Genomic DNA, 19,505 nt, shown 5'->3' on the forward strand with positions numbered 1-19,505 from the left:
AGTAAGTATATAATAATGGCAATGTTTGACATCAAAAAAACAGGTAAGTTTGTAGAAAACAGACCTTTGCCTTTCCAAAAACAAAAACACTTTTTTTCGCAAGGCAACCTCCTGCACGCACCGCTGAGTTTTCACTTTGCCGCTCACCCCCTCCCGAAAATTCCGAAAATATGACAAACTCCGGGTGCGTCCTTTTGGCGCACCCCAAAACCTACTACTTTCGGGCATGGAAATGACGATGACAGGTATTCAGGCGATGCAATGGGCTAAAGAGATCTCGAAGCTCCCCAATGGATGCTTCACCATTGCCTTCTTCCCATGCTCAAGGCATAGAGGGGAGGCAATACTTAATCTAACGGTTAAGGAAGGATGCAAATGGCGTACCCAACTTCCGGAGGAACGGTTTAGCATTGATAGTGATAACTTCTTCCTCTTCAGTGATGCAGATGGTGAGCCAAAGATGTGCTACCGCATACTGATCCGGTATATGGGCTTTCCACAAGATGGTTTCAAACTTCATAAAATAGATTGGCTATGAGTAAAAGCAACCTTAAAATGGTAGGCAACTACGGTTGCTATCTTGACGACGATAATGTAATATCATTTCAAATCGGTGATACGCCACTCTCGTCAGTGCTGGATCCTGATCCTATGTTTCCGGTACTTAATGATAGCAATTTTCCGGATATGCAATGGCAAAGCATCCAGGGATTCCAAGTCTGCAGTCGTGGCTTCAACAATCTGAAGTGCGAAGAGATCGCCTCAGATATCAAAAAGAACCGACTACTTCCTCGCTTGATAACCAAGCAGATTAATATGCTGTATGGGCATGGGCTTAATGTGTACAAGCCTACGATTGTCGATGGCAAATTGCAGAAAGAATGGGTTGATTGTCCTACTGTTACCGATTGGCTTAATAGCTGGAAGGATCGTGGTCTTGAATCGGACCATAAAGAGGTTGCCAAATCTATCATTAAGAACTACTACTATTTCCGTGATTTCTTTGTAAAATGGCGATTTACGATAGGGAAGGGTAGAGGAACACTCCCTGTTGCCGGTCTTGAAATAATGGAAAATAAGCATTGCCGTTTGGCGACAACAAAGAAAGATGTTGCCACCGATGTAGTTTATTATAAGGACTTTCGGCATATAGCAGTAGGGAGATGGGGCTACGGAACTTCAACTTTCCGTATCTATCCTAAATTCAATCCGGCGGAGGTCGGTAATTACAAGTTTGCAGCGATATCACACCATCGTGAAAAATCCGTTGATGAGTTCTACGGGGTGAATGAAACACATGCCGGAACGAAATCGTATATTAAAGGCTCCAATGATACCGCTGATTATATAAACTCATTTCTCCGCAACTCTCTGGCCGCTAAAATTCATATAATTATCCCTAATGCCTGGCTTGAGTCAAAACGTATCCAAATCACCAAACTCTGTGATGAGAATAAACGACGCAAAAAGAACAATGAGGAACTTTTTAAATATAATGATATTGAGATCGGTACAGAATTCAAAGAATCGACGTTAATCAAATATTTGCAGTCGGAACTCCGCAAAATATCCCGCTATCTTTCCGGAGCGGATAATCAGGGAAAGGCCTACGCCACTATTAGTTTTAAGAACAGCCAGGGCGAAGAAGAACGTTGGAAAATAGAAACCGTCGATTTGAAATACAAGGAATATATCGACGCACTGATATCCTACGATAAACGTGCCGATGAAGTCTTACTCTCCAGTGTGGGCCTTGATTCTTCAATTTCGAGCGTCAGCAAAGATGGTGTTATTTCCAAATCGGGTGCTGATGCATACTACAACTATCTGATCTACATTATGTCGCTGACATCTGAAGACGAAATTTGTTCTGAGCCATTTAATCAGGCTCTGCAGATAAACTTTCCCGATTTATACAGTCAGGGATATCGCCTTGGTTTCTATCGCGAAGTTCCGGCTCGCCAGGAAGATGTATCACCCAAAGACAGACTTAATAAGCAACAGTCATGACAATATTAGAAGAACTTTTCTCCACCATTGCGGAGTTTCGCATGTATGTTCCCTACGCCGAAAGCAATATATCTTTCGAGCAACTCAACTCATCGGCCATCTCGGCCAAAAAACAGATCGTTCTCATTCTTACAAGGAAAGTCTATTCGGATATAGAGTCTGCTTATGGAGAGCTCAATGAAGCTTTACGCATGGCGATGGCCAACCTCACGATGGCTAAACAACTCGTATTCGACATTGTGTCGAAACGCAAGAACAACGTTGACATCTACAAGCATGAGCAGGAAGCCATGCGACGCTCTTTTATCGAAAACTACTATAATGCAATGGATACGGTTATCCAATTGCTCGATACTAAAGAAGACTTCCCTTCCTGGAAGGAAACCCGCTACAAGAAACTCCTTGATGGACTCAGAATTCAAAGTACTGAAGATTTCGATATGCTATACTCCATCGACCTCTCTTATCTCTTTTTCTTCCGGACAATACCTATTCAGAAAGAAGCTCTGGACGATGGCCTATCCGCCTACTTTGAACGAGCAGAAGATAAAGAGGATGTATTGCGGATGCTTCATCGATGCCTGGCAAAACAAACCATTGCCATTGCACTCCGACGTTTTGATATCATTGAGTTTCCGCCTACGATCCGGAACCTGTTCGATGATTCCAAGGTGATGCGATATGGAACACAAGAGCAGGAGCGTATGCTCGCCTTAGCGGCATCTTTGGCTAATGAAGTTAAACAAGAATTAGCCAATATCGACCTGATACTCACTTCGGATTCTTCCGGATCCGTTGATACCAACACCTCCTTTAATCGTCCGGACGACATAATAATGCTCATGCCATGCTAAACCAAACCATTGATTTTACAGTCAAAGGAACGCAATACAGCATTCCTAATTCCTGGGAAGGCCTTACTCCATATCTTTTCCGATCACTGATCCATGATATATCCTTGATGGCCCAAGGCAAACTCTCTATCGCTATGGTCCGCGTGAACTATGTGTGTCGTGTTATGGGGTGGCAAATCAAAAAAATAAAGGACTCTGACGGATTGGCGAACTTAGCCTGGCTGGCTGAACAAGTAACATTCCCATTCACAATTGTCTATCCGGACAACGATGCTGCTCTTCAGGAACTCGATCCTGAAACACGAAAGTTGTGTAAGCGCATCCCTCCACATCGCTTAACGGGCATCACCATTGCCAGATATCTGAGTAAGCAGCCTTATAACTATGCCTTTGACTCATGCTTTTGTAAACAGCAGATCCCGGCAATTCGCATCGATGACGACGAGCTGTATCCGGCCTATAATATAGATACCTCGTTCAACCGGCTCACTTGTTCTTTGACAGCTCTTCAGTTCATCGAGGCCCGTTCCCTAATCGGCGGATCATTGGAGCAACTTCCACTCCTGGCCGCTATTCTTTACTATCCAGACCGGTACTCTTCTGATGGAGCTCATGCCCTTGCACACAAATTTGCAAATCTGCCGGCGGATGAGTTAACGGCCATCGCCTTTAACTTTCAGGCATTCGTTAATTATCTATTTACCAAAACTGAATTCAAGTTACTTACAGAGGCCAAGAATACCAAAGAGTCTGCCATTTCTACCGGTGCTCTTGAGTCTCTGTATAACTTGAGTTCTGATGGTCTTGGTGATGTTTATACCGTCGAGCGAATGAATATTCTCCAATACTTGACTATTCTTCGTAAGAAACTCATCGATACCGTTCGAAGCCTTCACTCGGCTAAGATGGAAAAGATAGATATTGCGAATGAAACTGGCTTACCCATTCACATAATAAATGATATTCTATGATCCTGAATTTATTAAAATACTTTGCCCAATACCCTCAGAAGGAAGGCGTGATTTCCATGTTCAGCAATGGTGCAAGCCAGTCCCCTCAGTACTCCACCTTGCTTGAGTACGTGAAGAATCTTCCAGATCCGCTCATGCCGGAACTTGAGAATCTTGTTTTCGGACAATCATACGATGATGTAAAAAGGCGTGTGAACGACATCATCGGTAACTATCTCTTCATTGATTTTGGAGAATTTTCCTCGTCCCGAGATTCCCGAAACTCCATCTTAGATCAACAGAAGCTGGCGGCTACTATCGCCATGAAGCTCACCGATTCAGCCGATATGGTCGAAGTAGCCATTGCCTCGGATATCACCTTATCCCTTCTCACATCTCTCCGGAAGAAACTCATCCTGGATTCTCGATCGAATTCTTGGCTGGATAAGATATCCGATAATCACGATATCGTTCCTTTTGTTTCTCCGGAGTTTAAATCCATAGGCTGGACACTCATGTTCAGTTCCTCAGCTGCTGATCTTTTCGAAGTGAAGATACCACAATAAATGTCCTTTATCCGTTGCTGAGAACACTATACTTTTGAAATAAAAAGAACGCTATGGAACTTTTTCTTAGATCAATTTTAGACCATTTGTGCCATATATTTTCCACTTTCTACGGTTGGTTAGTGGCCTTATTACTTCTTATCTTCAATTTTTTTTCGCCTGCCTATTATCCTTTTCTTATAGTATTTATCCTCATCTTGGTAGACTTAGGTTGGGGAATTGCAGTTTCACTGAAAAAGGGAGATTTTGCTTACTCGGAAGCCGGGCGTGAGACCTGCATCAAAATTGCAATATACGGATGTTGTTTAGGTTCGGTTTATATGATTGAACACATGTTCCATCCAGGCATCACTATCACTTCTGTCGCTGCAGCTGTAGCCGGAGCCTGCGAAGTTTGGAGCTTTAGTGCATCCATGCTTATTATATATCCAAAGATGCCTTTCCTACGTATCTTCCGTGCGCAACTTCGTGGGGAAATGGAGAAGAAGTTAGGACGTAGTATTAATACATTTCTAAAATAAAAAGATATGAAGCATTTCACAATTGCGGAATTATGCCGCTCAAACACAGCTGATCGATTTGGAATCGATAATCGATGCAAAAAAGAACATGTTGCGAACCTCACACAATTGGTGGAACACGTATTGGATCCACTAAGGGAGGCCTATGGGAAACCAATTATAATTAATAGCGGTTTCCGTAGTGAAGCGTTGAATCGTAAAATAGGTGGTTCGGCCACCAGCGACCACATGAAAGGAATGGCCGCCGATATCACTGGTGGCAATCCCAAAGAGAACCGCCGTTTATTCTACCTCATTCAAGAACTCGGTTTACCATTCGATCAGCTCATCGATGAGAAGAATTTTTCCTGGGTCCACGTTAGCTATCGAGGAGCTACCAATCGAAACCAGATCCTGAAACTTTAAATGTGTTGTAACCATGCACTTTGTTCATAATATATTGATTGTGTTGTTTACATTACTCCTGATCGTGGGCTGTCGAAGTTCGCGGTCAGGAACTTCTCATTCTGATATCGAAACCAACCACCTCAAGGAAACCCGGACCGACTCTTTGGATTTCAAAGGAAAGTTTGCCCGATATCTGCATGAGCAAGAATCCGACCTCACTGTCCGGATCGTGGAGTTTTTCCCTCCAGAGCCTGGCGATACCGCCTCACATGGTCCGGTTAAATCTGTAACTGATATCGACCTATCTTCCAAGAGCAAATCCGATTCCACAATCAACGAAACCCAGCTCACCCTTACCTGCGACACCACCTCAGAACAATTTCATGAAACAGAAACCGTCGACACCACCTACCAAGTGAAGCAAGTTCCCTGGTATCAACCCTTCCTTCCATACCTCGTTTTGATCTTTTTGGCTACCCTTATACATTACCTCCGACGCAAAAAATAATCATTTTTTTGCTCAAGCTAAACAAAGCTAAGTCGCTGATAATAAAGATGGTATTGCTACGATATGTGCGTTAATAGTGTTACCTTAGCTGTACAATAATAAAGGTAAAGCATTATGAACGAACAAATTACAAACATTCTCAACCAGAGCATAACGAAGACAGCGAAGATTCAACAGCTGCTTCTTTTAGGTCTTACCCGCCGCCAGGTGGCCGACTTAGTAACCAACGGAAACTACGGTTTCGTCCAGAACGTCTACAAGAAGATGCTTGAGGCAGGCACTTTCAACCAACAACAACCTACAGCTACAACAGCCATCCCGGAAATAGACTACACTTTCAACCGCCGCTTCGGCATCGAGATTGAAGCCTATAACTGCGATAAACACCGCCTTGCCCGCGAACTTAGCGAAGCTGGAATCGAAGTAGCGGTTGAGGGTTACAACCACGACACCCGCAACCATTGGAAACTTGTATCAGACGGAAGCCTTAGCGGAAACGACACTTTCGAACTGGTTAGCCCGATTTTGGAAGGAGAGGCCGGGTTGCAGGAGCTTCAGAAAGTTTGCTGGGTACTTGACTATTGCGACGTAAAGGTAAATAACAGCTGCGGCCTGCACATCCACATGGACGCCGCAGACTTCACCATCGAAACTTGGCGCAACCTGGCAATAACCTACCGCCACCTCGAACCTGTAATCGACGCTTTCATGCCGAATACCCGCCGCAATAACACCTACTGCAAACGCCTTTCCGGTATTTCAGAAAGCCGCATTCGGGAAGCGCAAACCATCCAGGACCTTCGCGGGGTCTTCAGAAACGACCGCTACCACAAGCTGAACCTCGAAGCCTACGCTCGCCACCGTACGGTTGAATTTCGCCAACATGGCGGTACAACCAACTTCACAAAAATGGAGAATTGGATACGCTTTGTTGCAAACATGATTACCTTTGCAAAACAAGGCATGGTTAACACAGGATGCTCCCTTGCGAACATTCCTTTTTTAACCGCTGACCAAAAAATATTTTTCAAACTCAGAACCAAAAAATTAGCATAATAATGACAACAACCTACACTTTGCAGGACGGCGGTAAAATTACCGCCACCTGCACCGCCGATTTTGTAACCAAGTTACGCGAAAGCAGCCGCTTCGATAGTGAATGCACTGACCAGGAATATATGTATCATTTTGCCGACCGATTCCACGATCAGACCGGGAACGTAATCCGTGCCGATTCCCCTGAACACTTTTTGGAGGATTTGTCTACTTATGGTTACGTAAATGTTAAATAATCAATCTAATAATGTTTTTATTATTGAATTGATTGGATGCTAATAATAAAAATATTATTTTTGCATTGTCATTAAGACAAGAGATCTCAATGAGTAATGACAAAGAGCTAAAGGCTCGGATAAAAGAGCGAGAAGAAGACTTGCGATTTTATCTCCGCAAGTATCATGAGTTAGCTTCCAGAAGCAGAAACATGAAAGCGGTGGTTGATGCAGAAATCAAACGGCTCGAAGAGGAAATCAAGAGTTTGGGTGCTATGCTTCATTGACCAGAAGGAAACCGCCCTTGTTGGCCACAAGGGCGGGATTCCTTTCGTTGAACTTAATTTTTTGTCACAATGGATAAGACTGAACGTTTTTTTGAACTGAAAGAGCTTTGGAAAAAGAGTGATGAAGCTCATCGTGTTGAAATCGATAAAGAGATTTCAGCATTATTGGCATCTATGGACGATGAAGATGATGGAAAGCTATTAGAAGGCGTAAAACAGGACTTTGCTCATATACATAACGATTTGGAAGAAGTTCGGCAAGAAGTATTGCGTGATAAAATGCAAGAAGTATTGCCAGCAATATCCGTCTCATACATTGCCCGCAAATACTTTGGTAAATCCTCTTCTTGGTTTTATCAACGCCTCAATGGCAATAGGGTAAACGGTAAAGAAGCTACTTTTACTCCTAATGAGTTGAGTACGCTGTCTGCTGCATTAAATGATATAGGAAAGAAATTAAGCGCTATGAGTGCTGTATTGTAACAATGCATCCTGAAAAGGAGCATCGCTTTTAAAAACACCAAAAGTTGAGGGTAAAGTTCGGATAAAGAACACTGAGTATTAATTGAACACTATTATTCTTCCCTCTAATTTAAAAGGGCTTCCACGAGTTGGAAACCCTTTTATTATAGTAGGAATCCTACTATTAGGCCCAATAAGAAACATGTTAAAATAATAATTGGAAGGCGGTCGATTGATGCTTGTAGAGTAAATACGTATTCGTACAAGTTGGATAGTTGTTTCTCGAATTTTATAATTCTCATTTCGTCTTCCATAGCTAAATATTTTCCACAAAAATAACTTTTTTTTTGGTACTTTCCAATAAAATCCTCAAATTGCACTGCCCAAAATAATTAACCTTAGTTTTCTGTTAGTGTATAATCTGAATACATCAGATTCTGGAATAATAACCAGTGGGCATGCATGAATAGAAAACTTATTGAAGATAAAATACTATGGATTTTAAAGACACTATTAAACAGCTGTCAGACAGAGTTATAAAACTCAAAGACAACATTCTCACCGAAGAAGCAACAAAAAATGCGTTCATCATGCCTTTTATAAATGCACTTGGCTATGATGTATTCAATCCTTTGGAAGTTGTCCCGGAAATGACTTGCGATATTGCAATGAAAAAAGGGGAGAAAATTGATTATGCGATAATGAAGGACGGAGAACCGATACTTCTTATCGAGTGTAAACATTGGGCGCAAGACCTGAATTTGCATGATAACCAACTTATTAGATATTTCAATGTCTCTAAGGCAAAATTTGGACTCTTGACTAACGGTATTATCTATCGTTTCTATACAGACCTTATGGAACCTAATAAAATGGATGAAAAGCCCTTCTTAGAAGTCGATATCACTGATTTAAAAGATGCTCAGATTGAAGATTTGAAGAAGTTTCATAAGTCATATTTCGATGTAGACAGTGTACTCAGTTCTGCCAGCGAACTTAAGTATACAGGTGAATTGAAAAATATCATTGCTCAAGAATTTGCCAATCCTACACCTGAGTTTGTGAAATACTTTGCAAAGCAGGTATATGATGGGGTCATCACGGCTAAGTTACTTGAACAATTTACGCATCTGACAAAGAAGTCTATTAGTACCTATATTAATGACTTAATATCAGAACGGCTTAAATCTGCATTGAAAACTGAAGTCGCTGAAGAACAGAAGGAAGCTGAAGCAACGCAAGAAAATGTTCAGTCTGAGGAAGATAGCAAGATTGTGACTACTGAAGAAGAAATAGAAAGCTACTTGATTGTTAAGTCGATCCTGCGCCCTGTTGTTGATATATCAAGAGTCGTGTATCGTGATGCTCAAACCTATTTTGCTATACTTCTCGACGATAATAATCGTAAACCTATTTGTCGCATGTATTTCAATAGCATTAGCAAGAAATATATAGCTACTTTCGATGAAAATAAGAAAGAAACAAAACATGAGATATGCTCTCTTAATGATATTTACAACTACGCTAAGGAGCTTGCAGACATCATCAAGTTTTATACTGATAAACAATAAAATAAATTATGGATTTTCAAACAATTATGATTCTATCAGCGATTCTAAATGTGATTATGCTGATTTGCTTTTTTGTTCTATGTAGCAACGTGTCTAACATAAAAAAAAGTATTCTTCCTAACAATAATTTTAGAGCTATGTTTTTACTCTATTGTTCTGTTGGAGAGAAAGAAAAAGCAAAGGAACTTCTCTTTAAAGAAATTAGTAAAGATGATGATTTTGGCAGTGCTTTTTATTCTGATTATAATAGAGCTAATGCCCAGCAATCCATTGCAAGTAAGTATGACAAGTTTCTAAAGATGGTTGATGTAGATATTAACTTTGATATAGTTGATGATTATTTAAAGAGTATCGTTTGACTCGCTTTTAGTTGTTAAAAACAAGTGGAGAAATTCCGAATATTATCGCGAAAATGATAATATTCGGAATTTTATTTTTGCTATTCTCAAAATAAATCCCCATATTTGCAGTGCCAAATCACATTATGGTTAGTCCATACCGAAGAGAGTCCGGTAGACGCTCAATACGAAATTGGGCCTTTTTTATGTCCATAGATGTCATTCTCCTGATGTTAGGAGGAAGATTTCATATACGAAACTTACGGCTGTCTTTTCTCGATTTATATATGCTCTTCGGAGGATACTATAATGTGGTTTGGCGACTTCGGGAAACTGACAGCCGTTTTTGTATCCAGCGGATATAAAAAAACTTGCCAGTAACAGCCAAATCACATTATAGTATGAGAAATCAGACTCCGAGCACGCCAGCCGTGCCTGTATCCCGTTCAACGCAGGATTGCAACACGCTCCAAGAGCGTTACTACCGCAGCCTATGTGACTGCGAAGTTAAAACCACTTCCGACCGCTGGTACATTGCTACCATCGCCAGTATCTGCGCCACATTTATCTGTTTACCCTGTATCTTAGTCGTAGCTTATTGCTGCCTTATGGCACGAAAATCAAAGAAAGGAGATTCTAAATGAGAAAGAAGAACAAAAGAATACGCCATATCTTTGTTACCAGGGCAACAGAGCATTATATGGGTGGTACAAGCACAACACCACGTTACACTATTCATGTCGGTGAATATTCCATTATTGAAGATTTGAATCTTAATGAGCTTTTTTGCCTCCGACAACTTCTTAATGAAGTCTATGATCATCAAAGGACACAGCATTTCCTTTGGAAAGAACATTGTGGTAAACAGAAAGGGGGCACCAAATGAGAAAGAACCTGCCAATTACTGAACGTGATATCTACGTCACCAGCGAACGAGCTTATTCAGATAAAGAATCCGGAGAATATTTGTATAATATCTGTTATTGTGGTAATATTGAGATGAGTGCAATCCCGGCAGATGATGTTCGTGAAATCATAGCTTGCCTTCAGCATGCACTTGATGTCAATGAGAAAGGAGATTCACATGAATAAGCCAATATTCAAAATTTTAAAATATAGCTATTATACTGGCGGTAAGAAGACTTTGGAGCAATTTGATGTTAGCATGGGAGGGAATAACTCTTTTATGTGTACCAGAGAAGAACTCATAGATCTTCAGGAACAAATAACGTTAGCACTTAATGACCAAAAGGAGGTACAAAATGAAAAATAAAGAACAAGAACAGAAAATAACCGATATTAGTATCCACATCGCAGCTCTGTCTGCCTCATTCAAGCCTGCACCCGATGCCCGTCATACGACTCATTGGTTTACCACCGATGAAGTCTTCGATGCCATCCGTCGTATTGATCCGGGTGTTCAGATCACCAAAGATCAAGTTCATCAGGCCATGCACGATGCCGGCTACCGGTACCAGAACCGGCCCGGATCCGCAGGCTTAGACTTCCGCTGGATGCTCCTGGCCAAAGACGTGAAATAAAATAGAATAAGATCCCGGGAAACCTCCACCGTATTAGTTACACAAAAGATACCAGGTTTCCCGGACTTTTCTTGCTGATTCCAAACAAATTGCTTATTTTTGAATAAAATAAAACCAACTAATATGTTGTACCTCATTTACATAGTTATTGTATTACTCCTGATGCCGATGATTTCCATTCATTCATCAGTCGATAAACTCTTCTACATCATCCTGTCATTAGCTCTTCCAATAGCCGGCATCTTTATTTATTGGTTCATCTTCCGCCGATAACTGTCCTTTCTTCATTATCTTCTACGACCTACTTTCGCTGTAAATAAGCAGCGAATATGATTACAGACCAGCTCATTCGCAACAAATTTATAGCTGATGTCATGTCCCAAGGCATCAACAAAATCTACGAGACACAAGAAAACGTGGTTCGTACTTATCTGAACACCCGTTCCGGAGACCTGGTAGCACACCTTCAGCGTCGTCCATTTACATCCCAGAATTCCGATAACAAGCAAGTCTACTATATGCGCATCTTCCCGTACCTTCGGTTCCTGGACATCAACTACCGTCGTGGATCCGACCGCATCTCCCGTCACATCCGTAGCAATCTTGCACTCTACAACCGCGTAGTCTGGGGAGTCCTCTATCATGAAACCTTCCCAGAAATCAAATACGGTTACACTCAGGAAATCCGAAGTTCCATCCGTCAGGAGCTGGAGCAAGCTCTTCAACAACCTTCTAATTAAATCGACATGGCTAAGAAACATCTATCCGAAGACGAAATCAGGTATATCATTTCCGGCGACAGTTCTAAGCTGCAGGAAGAGATCCATGCACTCACTAAGGATACTAAAGCCCTTAAAAAAGAGGAAAGTGAACGCCGTAAGGCTATGGTGGAGCTCGAAGCTCAAGGTAAAAAGAACTCGAAAGAGTACAAGAATCTCTCCAAGGAGTGTAGTGAATACAGTAAGCGCATTGCCGAGAATAACAAGAAGATCAGTGCTCTCAACCGCAGCATGAACGTCAATGACATGACTATGGGCCAACTCAAGAAAGAAGCCAAGCAACTTGCCGCTGTGCTGGATGACCTTTCCGAGTCTGCTAATCCGGAAGAGTATGCCCGCTTGAACTCCAGGCTCGCAGAGGTTCGCAATCGCATGGGCGAACTACGTAATGCCGGCAAGAAAGTCAACCAGGAATCTGATATGGGCGTGGCCCTGATGTCTAAGTTGAAACTTGCCGTCAAAGCCTTCATAGCAGTGAAACTTCTTGGATGGCTCAAGTCCGCTCACGATCAGGCCTACGAAACCCGTAAGGAGTTTGCTAAGTACGAAGCCGTCCTTCGCAATACTTTCCAGTCCCAGAAAAAAGCCAACGACGCAATGAAGATGCTCCAGCAACTTGCTGCAGATACACCCTCTTCAATGCAGGAATGGACCGAGGCATATATCAAACTCATCAACCGGGGTCTGAAGCCCACCAGTCAGGAGCTCGTAAATATGGGAGACTTGGCTTCCTCTCAGGGTAAGTCTGTCGACCAGCTCATCGAAGCTATTCTCGATGCAATGACTGGCGAAAATGAACGACTGAAGGAATTCGGTATCAAGGCTTCCAAATCCGGAGAAACCACCAAGTTCACTTTCCGTGGTGTCACCACCGAAGTCCGTAACTCCGAAGATGCCATCAAGGATTACCTGCTTTCACTTGGCCGCATCGATGGCATTGCCGGTTCTATGGCTGTGCAGATGCAGGAACTCGAAGGTATCCAGTCTAACCTCGGCGATACGATGGACGCCTTTTTCAACAAGGTAGGTAAGAAGTTAGAGCCATTCTGGAAATGGGCCATGAAACAGGCAAACGATTTCTTCAGTACTATGGGCGATTTGCTGACGTCCTACACCGAAACCTATGATTTGCATTTCGATAAAATGGTGCAGCTCGAAGGCACTCTTCCCGGTCTTGTTTCTCGATATGAGGAGTTGGCTGGCAAGTCATCACGGTCTGCCGAAGAACAAAAAGAGTTGGCCAGTGTCATTTCACAGGTTCAGGCTATGGTTCCCGGTGCTGCAACAGCTTTCGATAATTACGGTAATGCCATAGCCATTTCCGGAGAGAAAGTCGAGGAATTCTTGGCAAAGCAACGCGCCTTGCTGAAATTCGAGAATCAGAACGCAATTAAGGAAACCACTAATCAGCTTGAGGAATATCGCAAAACCTACGACAATCTCATTGCACAACAGGAGCAAGGTGGTGCAACTATAACCCAGACTAATGGCCAGTTTGGCGGCAGCACCTCTTATATCGATACCACCACCATGCCCCAGATTGAGGCAAATATCAAGAAGTACGGTGAGTTGATTCAGGGTGCTGAAGAAAAGCTGAAGCAATTGAATGGCCAGACGGTCGAAGACGCGATTCACTCTCAAAAGAAAATGCTTGAGGCGCGGCAGAATTTCAATAAAATGGATGAAGTCCAACTGAAAGCCTGGATACAAAACAATAAGGACAGCTATAAAGAATACGCTGAAGTTGCTCAGGAGATTTATAATAAACGTTTTCCTGAAGAGGACCCGGAAGCTGCAAAGAAGAAAGCGGAAAAAGCAGCCAAGGCAGCAAAAGCAGCGGCCGAGAAAGCCAGAACTGCAGCCGAGAAAGAACAACGGGATAAGGTGTCCACCGAACAAGCCGCTGTTAAATCTCTCGAAGCTCTTCGTGAAGAAGACTTGCAGAATCAGCAGAAGACGTACAATGATTCCTTGGCCGCTCTGAATCTTGCTCAATCCTCCGGTAAACTCACCAAGCAGCAACACGAAATGATGCTGTTGGAGCTGAACAAACAAAATGCCGATGCCCGTCTCAAAATTGAGCAATCTTACTACTCTGATGCTCAATCGATGGCCCTTACTGATGCCAACACCAAGGAAGACATCGTCCGAAAATCCAATCAACGCGTCATCAATGCTGAAAAAGAAGCCAATACCACTCGTGCCGCCCTGCAGACGCAACTGAACGAACTTATCAAAAGTTTTAAGGATCAGTTCAAGCTGACTACTGTTGATGAAGACTATGCCATGCAACTCAAGGTTCTTGAAGCATCTTACCAGGCTCGGAAGGAAATGGCCGAAAAGAACAATCTCGACACCACCGAGCTTGACAAGGCCTACTATCGTGCCAAAGAGCAACTTGAGTCTGAACACCAGCAACGCCTCCTGGCCATTCGCAATCAATACGGCCTCACTACTCAGCAGGAGCGTCATAATGCCGAATTAGAGCAGCTAAAGCTTGCACGCAATCAGCAATTATTAACCGAAGAAGAATACGAACAAGCTGTTCAGAATCTCAAACGAGACAGCTATAAGAAACAGTTCGACTACTATGCTGATCTTTTTTCCAGTGCTGTCCAGGCACTCCAGCAAGCCGAGATGGACAATGTTGACGCCAAATACGATGCCGAAATCGAAGCCGCCAAAGGTGATGCTGACGAAGTAGAGCGTCTGGAGAATGAGAAAGCTCAGAAGAAACTCGACATACAGAAGAAATATGCTGATGTCAACTTCGCTATCAAAGCTTCCCAAATCATTGCTGATACAGCAGTTGCTATAATGAAAGCACTCGGTGAATTAGGTCCAATTGCTGGTCCTATTTTCGCAGCTGTAATGGGAGTTACCGGGGCAGCCCAACTGGCCAGTGCCAAGGCCGAACGTGACAAGGTCAAAAATATGACTCTCTCCGGAAGTTCTTCCTCAGGATCCGCCGCCGGTGCCCGTGTTGCTACCGGTCGCCAGGAAGGTGGAAAAATAGATGTCCGTCGAGCCCAGGACGGCAAACTCTTTCCGAACTCCGACTATGATCCGGATGCTCGTGGTTTCATCGATCATCCTACCGTCATAGTAGGAGAGGGGCCTTCCGGCCAATCAAAAGAATGGGTGGCCAGTAACGCTGCTGTCGAGAATCCCACCGTAGCACCTATCTTGGATATCCTTGATAAATCCCAGCAAGCTGGCAACATCCGCACGCTCGATCTCAACCAGGCTATTCGCGCCCGCATGGCCGGTTATGCTTCCGGCGGATCAATAAGTTCCACTTCATCAACCCCGGATCCGGTACCTACCGGTAACTCCGGAGCTGCACTTCCTCCGGAACTCATGGAGAAACTGGCTCGTTCCATTATCCATCTCGATGAATATGGAGTACCGGCTTCTGTCGTTCTTTCCGATATTGAGCGAAAAACTGATCTCCGCAACCGCGCCCGTGCAATAGGATCCAAAAAACAAGCATCATGAAAATAGTCAATACCAAAGCCGGCCAAGCCTACCATCTTACTCCCGGTACTCAACTCGAAATCGAGCGTCCCAACCTCTTTTTTAACGAGTGGGGCGAGCAGTCCCTGCCAACCGATCTCCCGGACACCGACCTGAACCGCCAGCTTACCAACTACCCGGACATGCTGGCCAACCGGAACAAACCTTCAGCCAACATAGATTGTAGCATCCAGGATGGCGATTACTTTATGCCTTGCCGGCAAGCCATTTTAGGGGCCAAACGCCGTGAAAAGATTTCCACGGCATTCTACATGAACGAAGGTTCCTTTCTTTCCAGGATATCCGATGTCACACTAACCGATATCTTTGGTGATGAAACCATTCCAGGAATCACCACCGTCCAGCAAGGAATAGACTTCTGTTGGTCCCTTCGTGACAACTCGCATCCCAATTTCGCCATTTTCCCGATAACGGTCAATCTGGATGGAGACCGTCGGTATGTCAATCGCATCAATTATATGAACGACGCCGGCGTCTGCATATCCAGCAGTGCCGGAAAAGGAAGCTATCGTTTCTACAACTCTTTCGAACGCAAAGAAACCGTCAACGATCGTATCATTAAGCTTGAGCCGGGCTATTATATTTCTCCTTTCATTCGTGCCGCATATCTATTGCGCCGTATCTTCACCTACTTTGGTTATACCTTGCTCGATCACTTCCTCCTGACGAGCGAGCCTTTCAGCAAAATGGTATTCATCAATAATACCATCGACTCCCTTGTCAACGATACAATTTTACTTTCCCACCTGGTGCCCGATTGCATGGCTAACACCATCCTCGATGTTTATCGCAAAAAGTTCTGCTGTGAGTTTATACCCGACGAAGTTGCACGTACTGTGCGTATAGAACTGTTTAACGACATCATGGAGTCAAAACCAACAGTTGATTTAACCCCATATCTGAAATCCCATCCTGAACTTTCTTTCCCCGGATACCAACAGCTCAAGCTATCCTCTGAAACGGTGATTACAGAAGGGGATGCCTACGATTCAACTTACGAACTGGAGGCTAAATATCCGGAAGCCTGGTACAAAGAGGCTGATGGTAGCTATTGTCGTACAGGCTACACAAGTACCACCATCGAGGAACGACTTTCCGATGGCAACATTCCCTACTATGCCGGCGGTCCTCTCAAGGCCTATGAGGTCAAAGTACCGGATTGTGCGTTTTGCTTGTCATATCTTGCCTTTTCGGATATACCGGATACAAATAGAGGTACAATGAAAAGGGGAGAGACAGCTCCTTATATCGGTGATGGCCGCACACTCAACTCAACGATCGATGGCGTACCCGTAGAGAGTGCTGCCGAAGATTCTACAGCGTCAGATGATGATGTTGTGGCAGATAATCCGGATCAGAAACCCATCCTGTCTTTCGTGCACTATAGCTCTAATTATGCAGTCGGAACCAACCATGATGTATTGGGTAAATGGGGATATTCCCTGCTATATAATGGTCCCACTGGTATATTCGAGAAATTCTACCGGAAGTTTGACAACCTTCTCCGTAATTCCCTTCATAAGGTCTCTGCCGATTTATTGCTCCCTAACTCTTTAAAAAATTCCCTTCAGGTTCATCACAAGGTTACTCTCCAGGGAGTTGAGTTGTTATTCAACATCTTTAAATACACGATCGGTGGAGAATCAGAACCGGTAACCTCTGAGTTGATGACCACTGCACTCTATGAACCACTATCTATTGCAAAGTCCGAATCCGAACGTATGATCCGGAACACGGAGTACAAATGGATGATTGTTTCCAACAGAACTGAAGTTAGTGAAGCAGAATACATCGCTGCCGGTTACAGTACCGATACTGACACAAGTCTGAGGAATAATCAAAATGCAATTCCAGCCATTTATCCTTTGCAACCGACTAAAGCTATTTATGATGCTGGAGGAACCTATTATCATCGTACTTTCTATACGCATTTAACAGATCGGAACAACAAGAAAGTCTACTATCGTATGGACTTGTCTTTGCGTCCTGCTCTTTTCTCAGAGAAGGATCCTAACGAACGTCCCTCACGTCCGTCAACGACTCCCACCTGATTTTGTCCTTTTAATAATCCCACTCCAGCTCTAATTTTGGCATAAAAAAGAAATCAATATGACAATACTTCAGCAACCGGACGCTTTATCGCTATCTCAGAACTTGAAAGAGTTTCGCATCTCTTCTTCTGATCAGGTCTCCTTTGTCCTGAAGCAAGGCGATGTCGAAATCCTCTCTCAGCGATACGATCCGTCGTCCAACAACGACATCACAATAAACCTGCGTGATATCATCCATGCCAGGTTATCCTATCGGTTGTTCGAGTCCGGGCAAGTATATCAGCAAACCTCGCTTGTTTCCGATTTTACTGCAGTAATTGATGGCACATCTGTACTGACCTTCCGCGTCATCCGCGCCGGCGTCGATCGTTTATCCGACTCCGCTGCTAATTTTCTCACGCAGAACTTCCTCACTTGGCAACCCAATATCAAGCCGGTTACTTACTATTCTCCGGAATTCCTGACCTACTATTCCGTAGTCTCCAGTACAGTGAAGCTGCGGGCCTTTTTCACTGACGATTCCGGATCCGTCACTTCGTATACTGACTATACTGTCGCTGAACTGACTGCCGGCATTGCCTACACACTCCCTCTGCAGTACTCTGTTGTTGCCGGCTGGCTCAACCATCAGCTGCCGGCCTATTACGATGTCTGGGTTGAGAATCCCACCGGCCAACGACTCACATACGTACAGCGTTACTATGCCGAAGACATGCGCACAGAGCAGGAACAGTGGATTCTCTTCGAGAACTCTCTGGGCGGGCTCGATACCTTCCGCGCCTACGGAACCACCACATTCAACGGCAATCACACCCACAACCTGGCTGAAATTGACGAAGTCTCCCAGGAGTACCGCATCGACACTGAACGTAAGTTTCAAAAAAACACTGGCCACTTAAACTCAGATGAGCGCAAATGGCTACTCGACTTCTTCCCCTCCCAGGCTAAATACCTCTATGTCGGTAACTACCTGCGTCAGATCGTTGTCACCGAAAGTAACATAAGTTACACCGATCGTACCCTTCCCAGCAACTATACATTCACTTTCAAATATGCGGATGCCCGTCCCTTATTAAACCTCCCCAGAACCAACATCCCTGCAGATGTCCTCAACATCACTGTGCCCGAAGTAGGTTCTTTTACAGTGCCCCCTCGGCTTGCTGAAGTTTCCCGCCTGCCACTCTCCGAGGGGGCACTCTTTCCTATCCAGAACCCTTACTCCGAGGAGTGGGGGACTACCACTGCCGAAGGCTTCGCCACTTTTGTTGGGCAATTCTTATCTTCATTCGCAGGATCCAGCGGTGGTGTTGGCCATCAGCATAAAAACATAGACTTACTGAATCTACTTAGCTATTTTCAAGAGTACTTGTTAGTCAATAGCCAGAAAATCAAAGCCGGTTATGCCGATATGGCTGGAGATATCGAAGGGGATAAATATATTCATAAAGACCGTTCAGATTTTACAGAATTTCTCCTCAAATTATTAGGTGGTGCTGAAATTGGTGAAACAATAGACTCTCTCACTGCTGGGAAAGGTATTCTTCTTAAAGATGGCCGTGTACAAGCTGATACTCTGGAAGCTCGTTTTGCCCTCATTGTTCAGGAAGTTATCTTCAATCGACAGTCCGCAATGGAGTCTGATTATTTCTTTTCCGAAGCCGGTACAATTGAAAGCGTCGAATTACTGGAAGATGGCACCTACAGGCTACCTCTTCGTAAACAATGGGAGAATGATTTCACAGCTTTGAGTGAAAATGATGTCATCTATGGCATCGTAAATAACCTTGCATCAGGTGGCGGAGATTATTATACTTCCTGGTTACGTGTCCTGAATGTGAACACAGTGGCCAATACCATAACTGCTGTCATGTT

General features: G+C 43.7%; 24 protein-coding genes. All 24 read left to right on the forward strand.

The window, feature by feature from the left end; genetic code table 11:
* The first annotated feature begins 226 nt into the window (after positions 1-226).
* Positions 227-538: a hypothetical protein gene (locus tag BN161_RS25335; RefSeq protein WP_044271594.1), complete on the forward strand. Its 312-nt coding sequence runs from the start codon at positions 227-229 to the stop codon at positions 536-538.
* Positions 535-2,010 (forward strand): hypothetical protein, encoded by a 1,476-nt coding sequence (locus BN161_RS25340; protein WP_044271597.1) that lies wholly within the window; start codon positions 535-537, stop codon positions 2,008-2,010. The genes BN161_RS25335 and BN161_RS25340 overlap by 4 nt, the downstream gene beginning before the upstream one ends.
* Positions 2,007-2,864 (forward strand): hypothetical protein, encoded by an 858-nt coding sequence (locus BN161_RS25345; RefSeq protein ID WP_044271599.1) that lies wholly within the window; start codon positions 2,007-2,009, stop codon positions 2,862-2,864. Before BN161_RS25340 ends, BN161_RS25345 begins: the two co-directional genes overlap by 4 nt.
* Positions 2,858-3,835 (forward strand): hypothetical protein, encoded by a 978-nt coding sequence (locus BN161_RS25350; RefSeq protein WP_044271601.1) that lies wholly within the window; start codon positions 2,858-2,860, stop codon positions 3,833-3,835. Before BN161_RS25345 ends, BN161_RS25350 begins: the two co-directional genes overlap by 7 nt.
* The gene (locus tag BN161_RS25355; RefSeq protein WP_044271603.1) at positions 3,832-4,380 is read left to right on the forward strand and encodes a hypothetical protein; all 549 of its coding nucleotides are present in this window, start codon (positions 3,832-3,834) and stop codon (positions 4,378-4,380) included. Before BN161_RS25350 ends, BN161_RS25355 begins: the two co-directional genes overlap by 4 nt.
* A gap of 53 nt (positions 4,381-4,433) precedes the next feature.
* Positions 4,434-4,901 carry a hypothetical protein gene (locus BN161_RS25360; RefSeq protein WP_044271606.1) on the forward strand — a complete coding sequence of 156 codons (468 nt, stop codon included), beginning with the start codon at positions 4,434-4,436 and terminating at the stop codon, positions 4,899-4,901.
* A 6-nt stretch (positions 4,902-4,907) separates the two neighbouring features.
* Positions 4,908-5,306: a D-Ala-D-Ala carboxypeptidase family metallohydrolase gene (locus BN161_RS25365; protein ID WP_044271608.1), complete on the forward strand. Its 399-nt coding sequence runs from the start codon at positions 4,908-4,910 to the stop codon at positions 5,304-5,306.
* A gap of 13 nt (positions 5,307-5,319) precedes the next feature.
* Positions 5,320-5,796 carry a hypothetical protein gene (locus tag BN161_RS25370; protein WP_044271610.1) on the forward strand — a complete coding sequence of 159 codons (477 nt, stop codon included), beginning with the start codon at positions 5,320-5,322 and terminating at the stop codon, positions 5,794-5,796.
* A gap of 114 nt (positions 5,797-5,910) precedes the next feature.
* Entirely contained in the window at positions 5,911-6,852 is a 942-nt protein-coding gene (locus BN161_RS25375) for an amidoligase family protein (RefSeq protein ID WP_044271612.1), read from the forward strand.
* Between the two features lie 2 nt (positions 6,853-6,854).
* A complete protein-coding gene (locus BN161_RS25380; RefSeq protein ID WP_044271614.1) occupies positions 6,855-7,088 on the forward strand; it encodes a hypothetical protein in 234 nt (77 codons plus the stop codon).
* Positions 7,089-7,177: 89 nt separating this feature from the next.
* Positions 7,178-7,354, forward strand: a complete 177-nt coding sequence (locus BN161_RS30010; RefSeq protein WP_167332576.1) for a hypothetical protein — start codon at positions 7,178-7,180, stop codon at positions 7,352-7,354.
* A 69-nt stretch (positions 7,355-7,423) separates the two neighbouring features.
* Positions 7,424-7,837: a DUF5053 domain-containing protein gene (locus tag BN161_RS25390; RefSeq protein WP_044271617.1), complete on the forward strand. Its 414-nt coding sequence runs from the start codon at positions 7,424-7,426 to the stop codon at positions 7,835-7,837.
* Between the two features lie 473 nt (positions 7,838-8,310).
* On the forward strand, positions 8,311-9,387 hold the full coding sequence (locus BN161_RS25400; protein ID WP_044271622.1) for a type I restriction endonuclease: 1,077 nt from the start codon (positions 8,311-8,313) through the stop codon (positions 9,385-9,387).
* A gap of 8 nt (positions 9,388-9,395) precedes the next feature.
* Complete coding sequence (locus tag BN161_RS25405) at positions 9,396-9,746, forward strand: hypothetical protein (protein WP_044271624.1); 351 nt, start codon at positions 9,396-9,398, stop codon at positions 9,744-9,746.
* Positions 9,747-10,126: 380 nt separating this feature from the next.
* Positions 10,127-10,369 carry a hypothetical protein gene (locus BN161_RS28955; RefSeq protein WP_074435191.1) on the forward strand — a complete coding sequence of 81 codons (243 nt, stop codon included), beginning with the start codon at positions 10,127-10,129 and terminating at the stop codon, positions 10,367-10,369.
* Positions 10,366-10,611, forward strand: coding sequence for a hypothetical protein (locus tag BN161_RS25410; protein WP_044271626.1), 246 nt, complete (start codon positions 10,366-10,368; stop codon positions 10,609-10,611). Before BN161_RS28955 ends, BN161_RS25410 begins: the two co-directional genes overlap by 4 nt.
* Entirely contained in the window at positions 10,608-10,817 is a 210-nt protein-coding gene (locus BN161_RS25415) for a hypothetical protein (protein ID WP_044271629.1), read from the forward strand. Before BN161_RS25410 ends, BN161_RS25415 begins: the two co-directional genes overlap by 4 nt.
* On the forward strand, positions 10,810-10,998 hold the full coding sequence (locus BN161_RS25420; protein WP_044271630.1) for a hypothetical protein: 189 nt from the start codon (positions 10,810-10,812) through the stop codon (positions 10,996-10,998). The genes BN161_RS25415 and BN161_RS25420 overlap by 8 nt, the downstream gene beginning before the upstream one ends.
* The gene (locus BN161_RS25425; protein ID WP_044271632.1) at positions 10,988-11,266 is read left to right on the forward strand and encodes a hypothetical protein; all 279 of its coding nucleotides are present in this window, start codon (positions 10,988-10,990) and stop codon (positions 11,264-11,266) included. Before BN161_RS25420 ends, BN161_RS25425 begins: the two co-directional genes overlap by 11 nt.
* A gap of 123 nt (positions 11,267-11,389) precedes the next feature.
* Positions 11,390-11,539 (forward strand): hypothetical protein, encoded by a 150-nt coding sequence (locus BN161_RS30015; RefSeq protein ID WP_167332577.1) that lies wholly within the window; start codon positions 11,390-11,392, stop codon positions 11,537-11,539.
* Positions 11,540-11,595: 56 nt separating this feature from the next.
* Positions 11,596-12,006, forward strand: coding sequence for a hypothetical protein (locus tag BN161_RS25430; protein ID WP_044271634.1), 411 nt, complete (start codon positions 11,596-11,598; stop codon positions 12,004-12,006).
* Between the two features lie 144 nt (positions 12,007-12,150).
* Positions 12,151-15,543 (forward strand): hypothetical protein, encoded by a 3,393-nt coding sequence (locus BN161_RS25435; RefSeq protein WP_244436624.1) that lies wholly within the window; start codon positions 12,151-12,153, stop codon positions 15,541-15,543.
* Positions 15,540-17,633 (forward strand): hypothetical protein, encoded by a 2,094-nt coding sequence (locus tag BN161_RS25440; protein WP_044271638.1) that lies wholly within the window; start codon positions 15,540-15,542, stop codon positions 17,631-17,633. The genes BN161_RS25435 and BN161_RS25440 overlap by 4 nt, the downstream gene beginning before the upstream one ends.
* Positions 17,634-17,691: 58 nt before the next feature.
* On the forward strand, positions 17,692-19,505 hold a 1,814-nt coding region (locus BN161_RS25445; RefSeq protein ID WP_125910930.1), incomplete at its 3' end, for a hypothetical protein.

The sequence above is a fragment of the Bacteroides timonensis genome (assembly GCF_000513195.1).
GTDB classification, from domain to species: Bacteria; Bacteroidota; Bacteroidia; order Bacteroidales; family Bacteroidaceae; genus Bacteroides; species Bacteroides timonensis.

What these genes read in the sequence shown, in the direction of transcription:
- BN161_RS25400 (WP_044271622.1), top strand. Translation starts at nt 8,311, where the DNA reads ATGGATTTTAAAGACACTATTAAACAGCTGTCAGACAGAGTTATAAAA.
- BN161_RS25435 (WP_244436624.1), top strand. Translation starts at nt 12,151, where the DNA reads ATGGTGGAGCTCGAAGCTCAAGGTAAAAAGAACTCGAAAGAGTACAAG.
- BN161_RS25355 (WP_044271603.1), top strand. Translation starts at nt 3,832, where the DNA reads ATGATCCTGAATTTATTAAAATACTTTGCCCAATACCCTCAGAAGGAA.
- BN161_RS25335 (WP_044271594.1), top strand. Translation starts at nt 227, where the DNA reads ATGGAAATGACGATGACAGGTATTCAGGCGATGCAATGGGCTAAAGAG.
- BN161_RS30010 (WP_167332576.1), top strand. Translation starts at nt 7,178, where the DNA reads ATGAGTAATGACAAAGAGCTAAAGGCTCGGATAAAAGAGCGAGAAGAA.
- BN161_RS25430 (WP_044271634.1), top strand. Translation starts at nt 11,596, where the DNA reads ATGATTACAGACCAGCTCATTCGCAACAAATTTATAGCTGATGTCATG.
- BN161_RS25410 (WP_044271626.1), top strand. Translation starts at nt 10,366, where the DNA reads ATGAGAAAGAAGAACAAAAGAATACGCCATATCTTTGTTACCAGGGCA.
- BN161_RS25360 (WP_044271606.1), top strand. Translation starts at nt 4,434, where the DNA reads ATGGAACTTTTTCTTAGATCAATTTTAGACCATTTGTGCCATATATTT.
- BN161_RS28955 (WP_074435191.1), top strand. Translation starts at nt 10,127, where the DNA reads ATGAGAAATCAGACTCCGAGCACGCCAGCCGTGCCTGTATCCCGTTCA.
- BN161_RS25380 (WP_044271614.1), top strand. Translation starts at nt 6,855, where the DNA reads ATGACAACAACCTACACTTTGCAGGACGGCGGTAAAATTACCGCCACC.
- BN161_RS25350 (WP_044271601.1), top strand. Translation starts at nt 2,858, where the DNA reads ATGCTAAACCAAACCATTGATTTTACAGTCAAAGGAACGCAATACAGC.
- BN161_RS25375 (WP_044271612.1), top strand. Translation starts at nt 5,911, where the DNA reads ATGAACGAACAAATTACAAACATTCTCAACCAGAGCATAACGAAGACA.
- BN161_RS25340 (WP_044271597.1), top strand. Translation starts at nt 535, where the DNA reads ATGAGTAAAAGCAACCTTAAAATGGTAGGCAACTACGGTTGCTATCTT.
- BN161_RS25345 (WP_044271599.1), top strand. Translation starts at nt 2,007, where the DNA reads ATGACAATATTAGAAGAACTTTTCTCCACCATTGCGGAGTTTCGCATG.
- BN161_RS25405 (WP_044271624.1), top strand. Translation starts at nt 9,396, where the DNA reads ATGGATTTTCAAACAATTATGATTCTATCAGCGATTCTAAATGTGATT.
- BN161_RS25440 (WP_044271638.1), top strand. Translation starts at nt 15,540, where the DNA reads ATGAAAATAGTCAATACCAAAGCCGGCCAAGCCTACCATCTTACTCCC.
- BN161_RS25415 (WP_044271629.1), top strand. Translation starts at nt 10,608, where the DNA reads ATGAGAAAGAACCTGCCAATTACTGAACGTGATATCTACGTCACCAGC.
- BN161_RS25365 (WP_044271608.1), top strand. Translation starts at nt 4,908, where the DNA reads ATGAAGCATTTCACAATTGCGGAATTATGCCGCTCAAACACAGCTGAT.
- BN161_RS25370 (WP_044271610.1), top strand. Translation starts at nt 5,320, where the DNA reads ATGCACTTTGTTCATAATATATTGATTGTGTTGTTTACATTACTCCTG.
- BN161_RS25420 (WP_044271630.1), top strand. Translation starts at nt 10,810, where the DNA reads ATGAATAAGCCAATATTCAAAATTTTAAAATATAGCTATTATACTGGC.
- BN161_RS25425 (WP_044271632.1), top strand. Translation starts at nt 10,988, where the DNA reads ATGAAAAATAAAGAACAAGAACAGAAAATAACCGATATTAGTATCCAC.
- BN161_RS25390 (WP_044271617.1), top strand. Translation starts at nt 7,424, where the DNA reads ATGGATAAGACTGAACGTTTTTTTGAACTGAAAGAGCTTTGGAAAAAG.
- BN161_RS30015 (WP_167332577.1), top strand. Translation starts at nt 11,390, where the DNA reads ATGTTGTACCTCATTTACATAGTTATTGTATTACTCCTGATGCCGATG.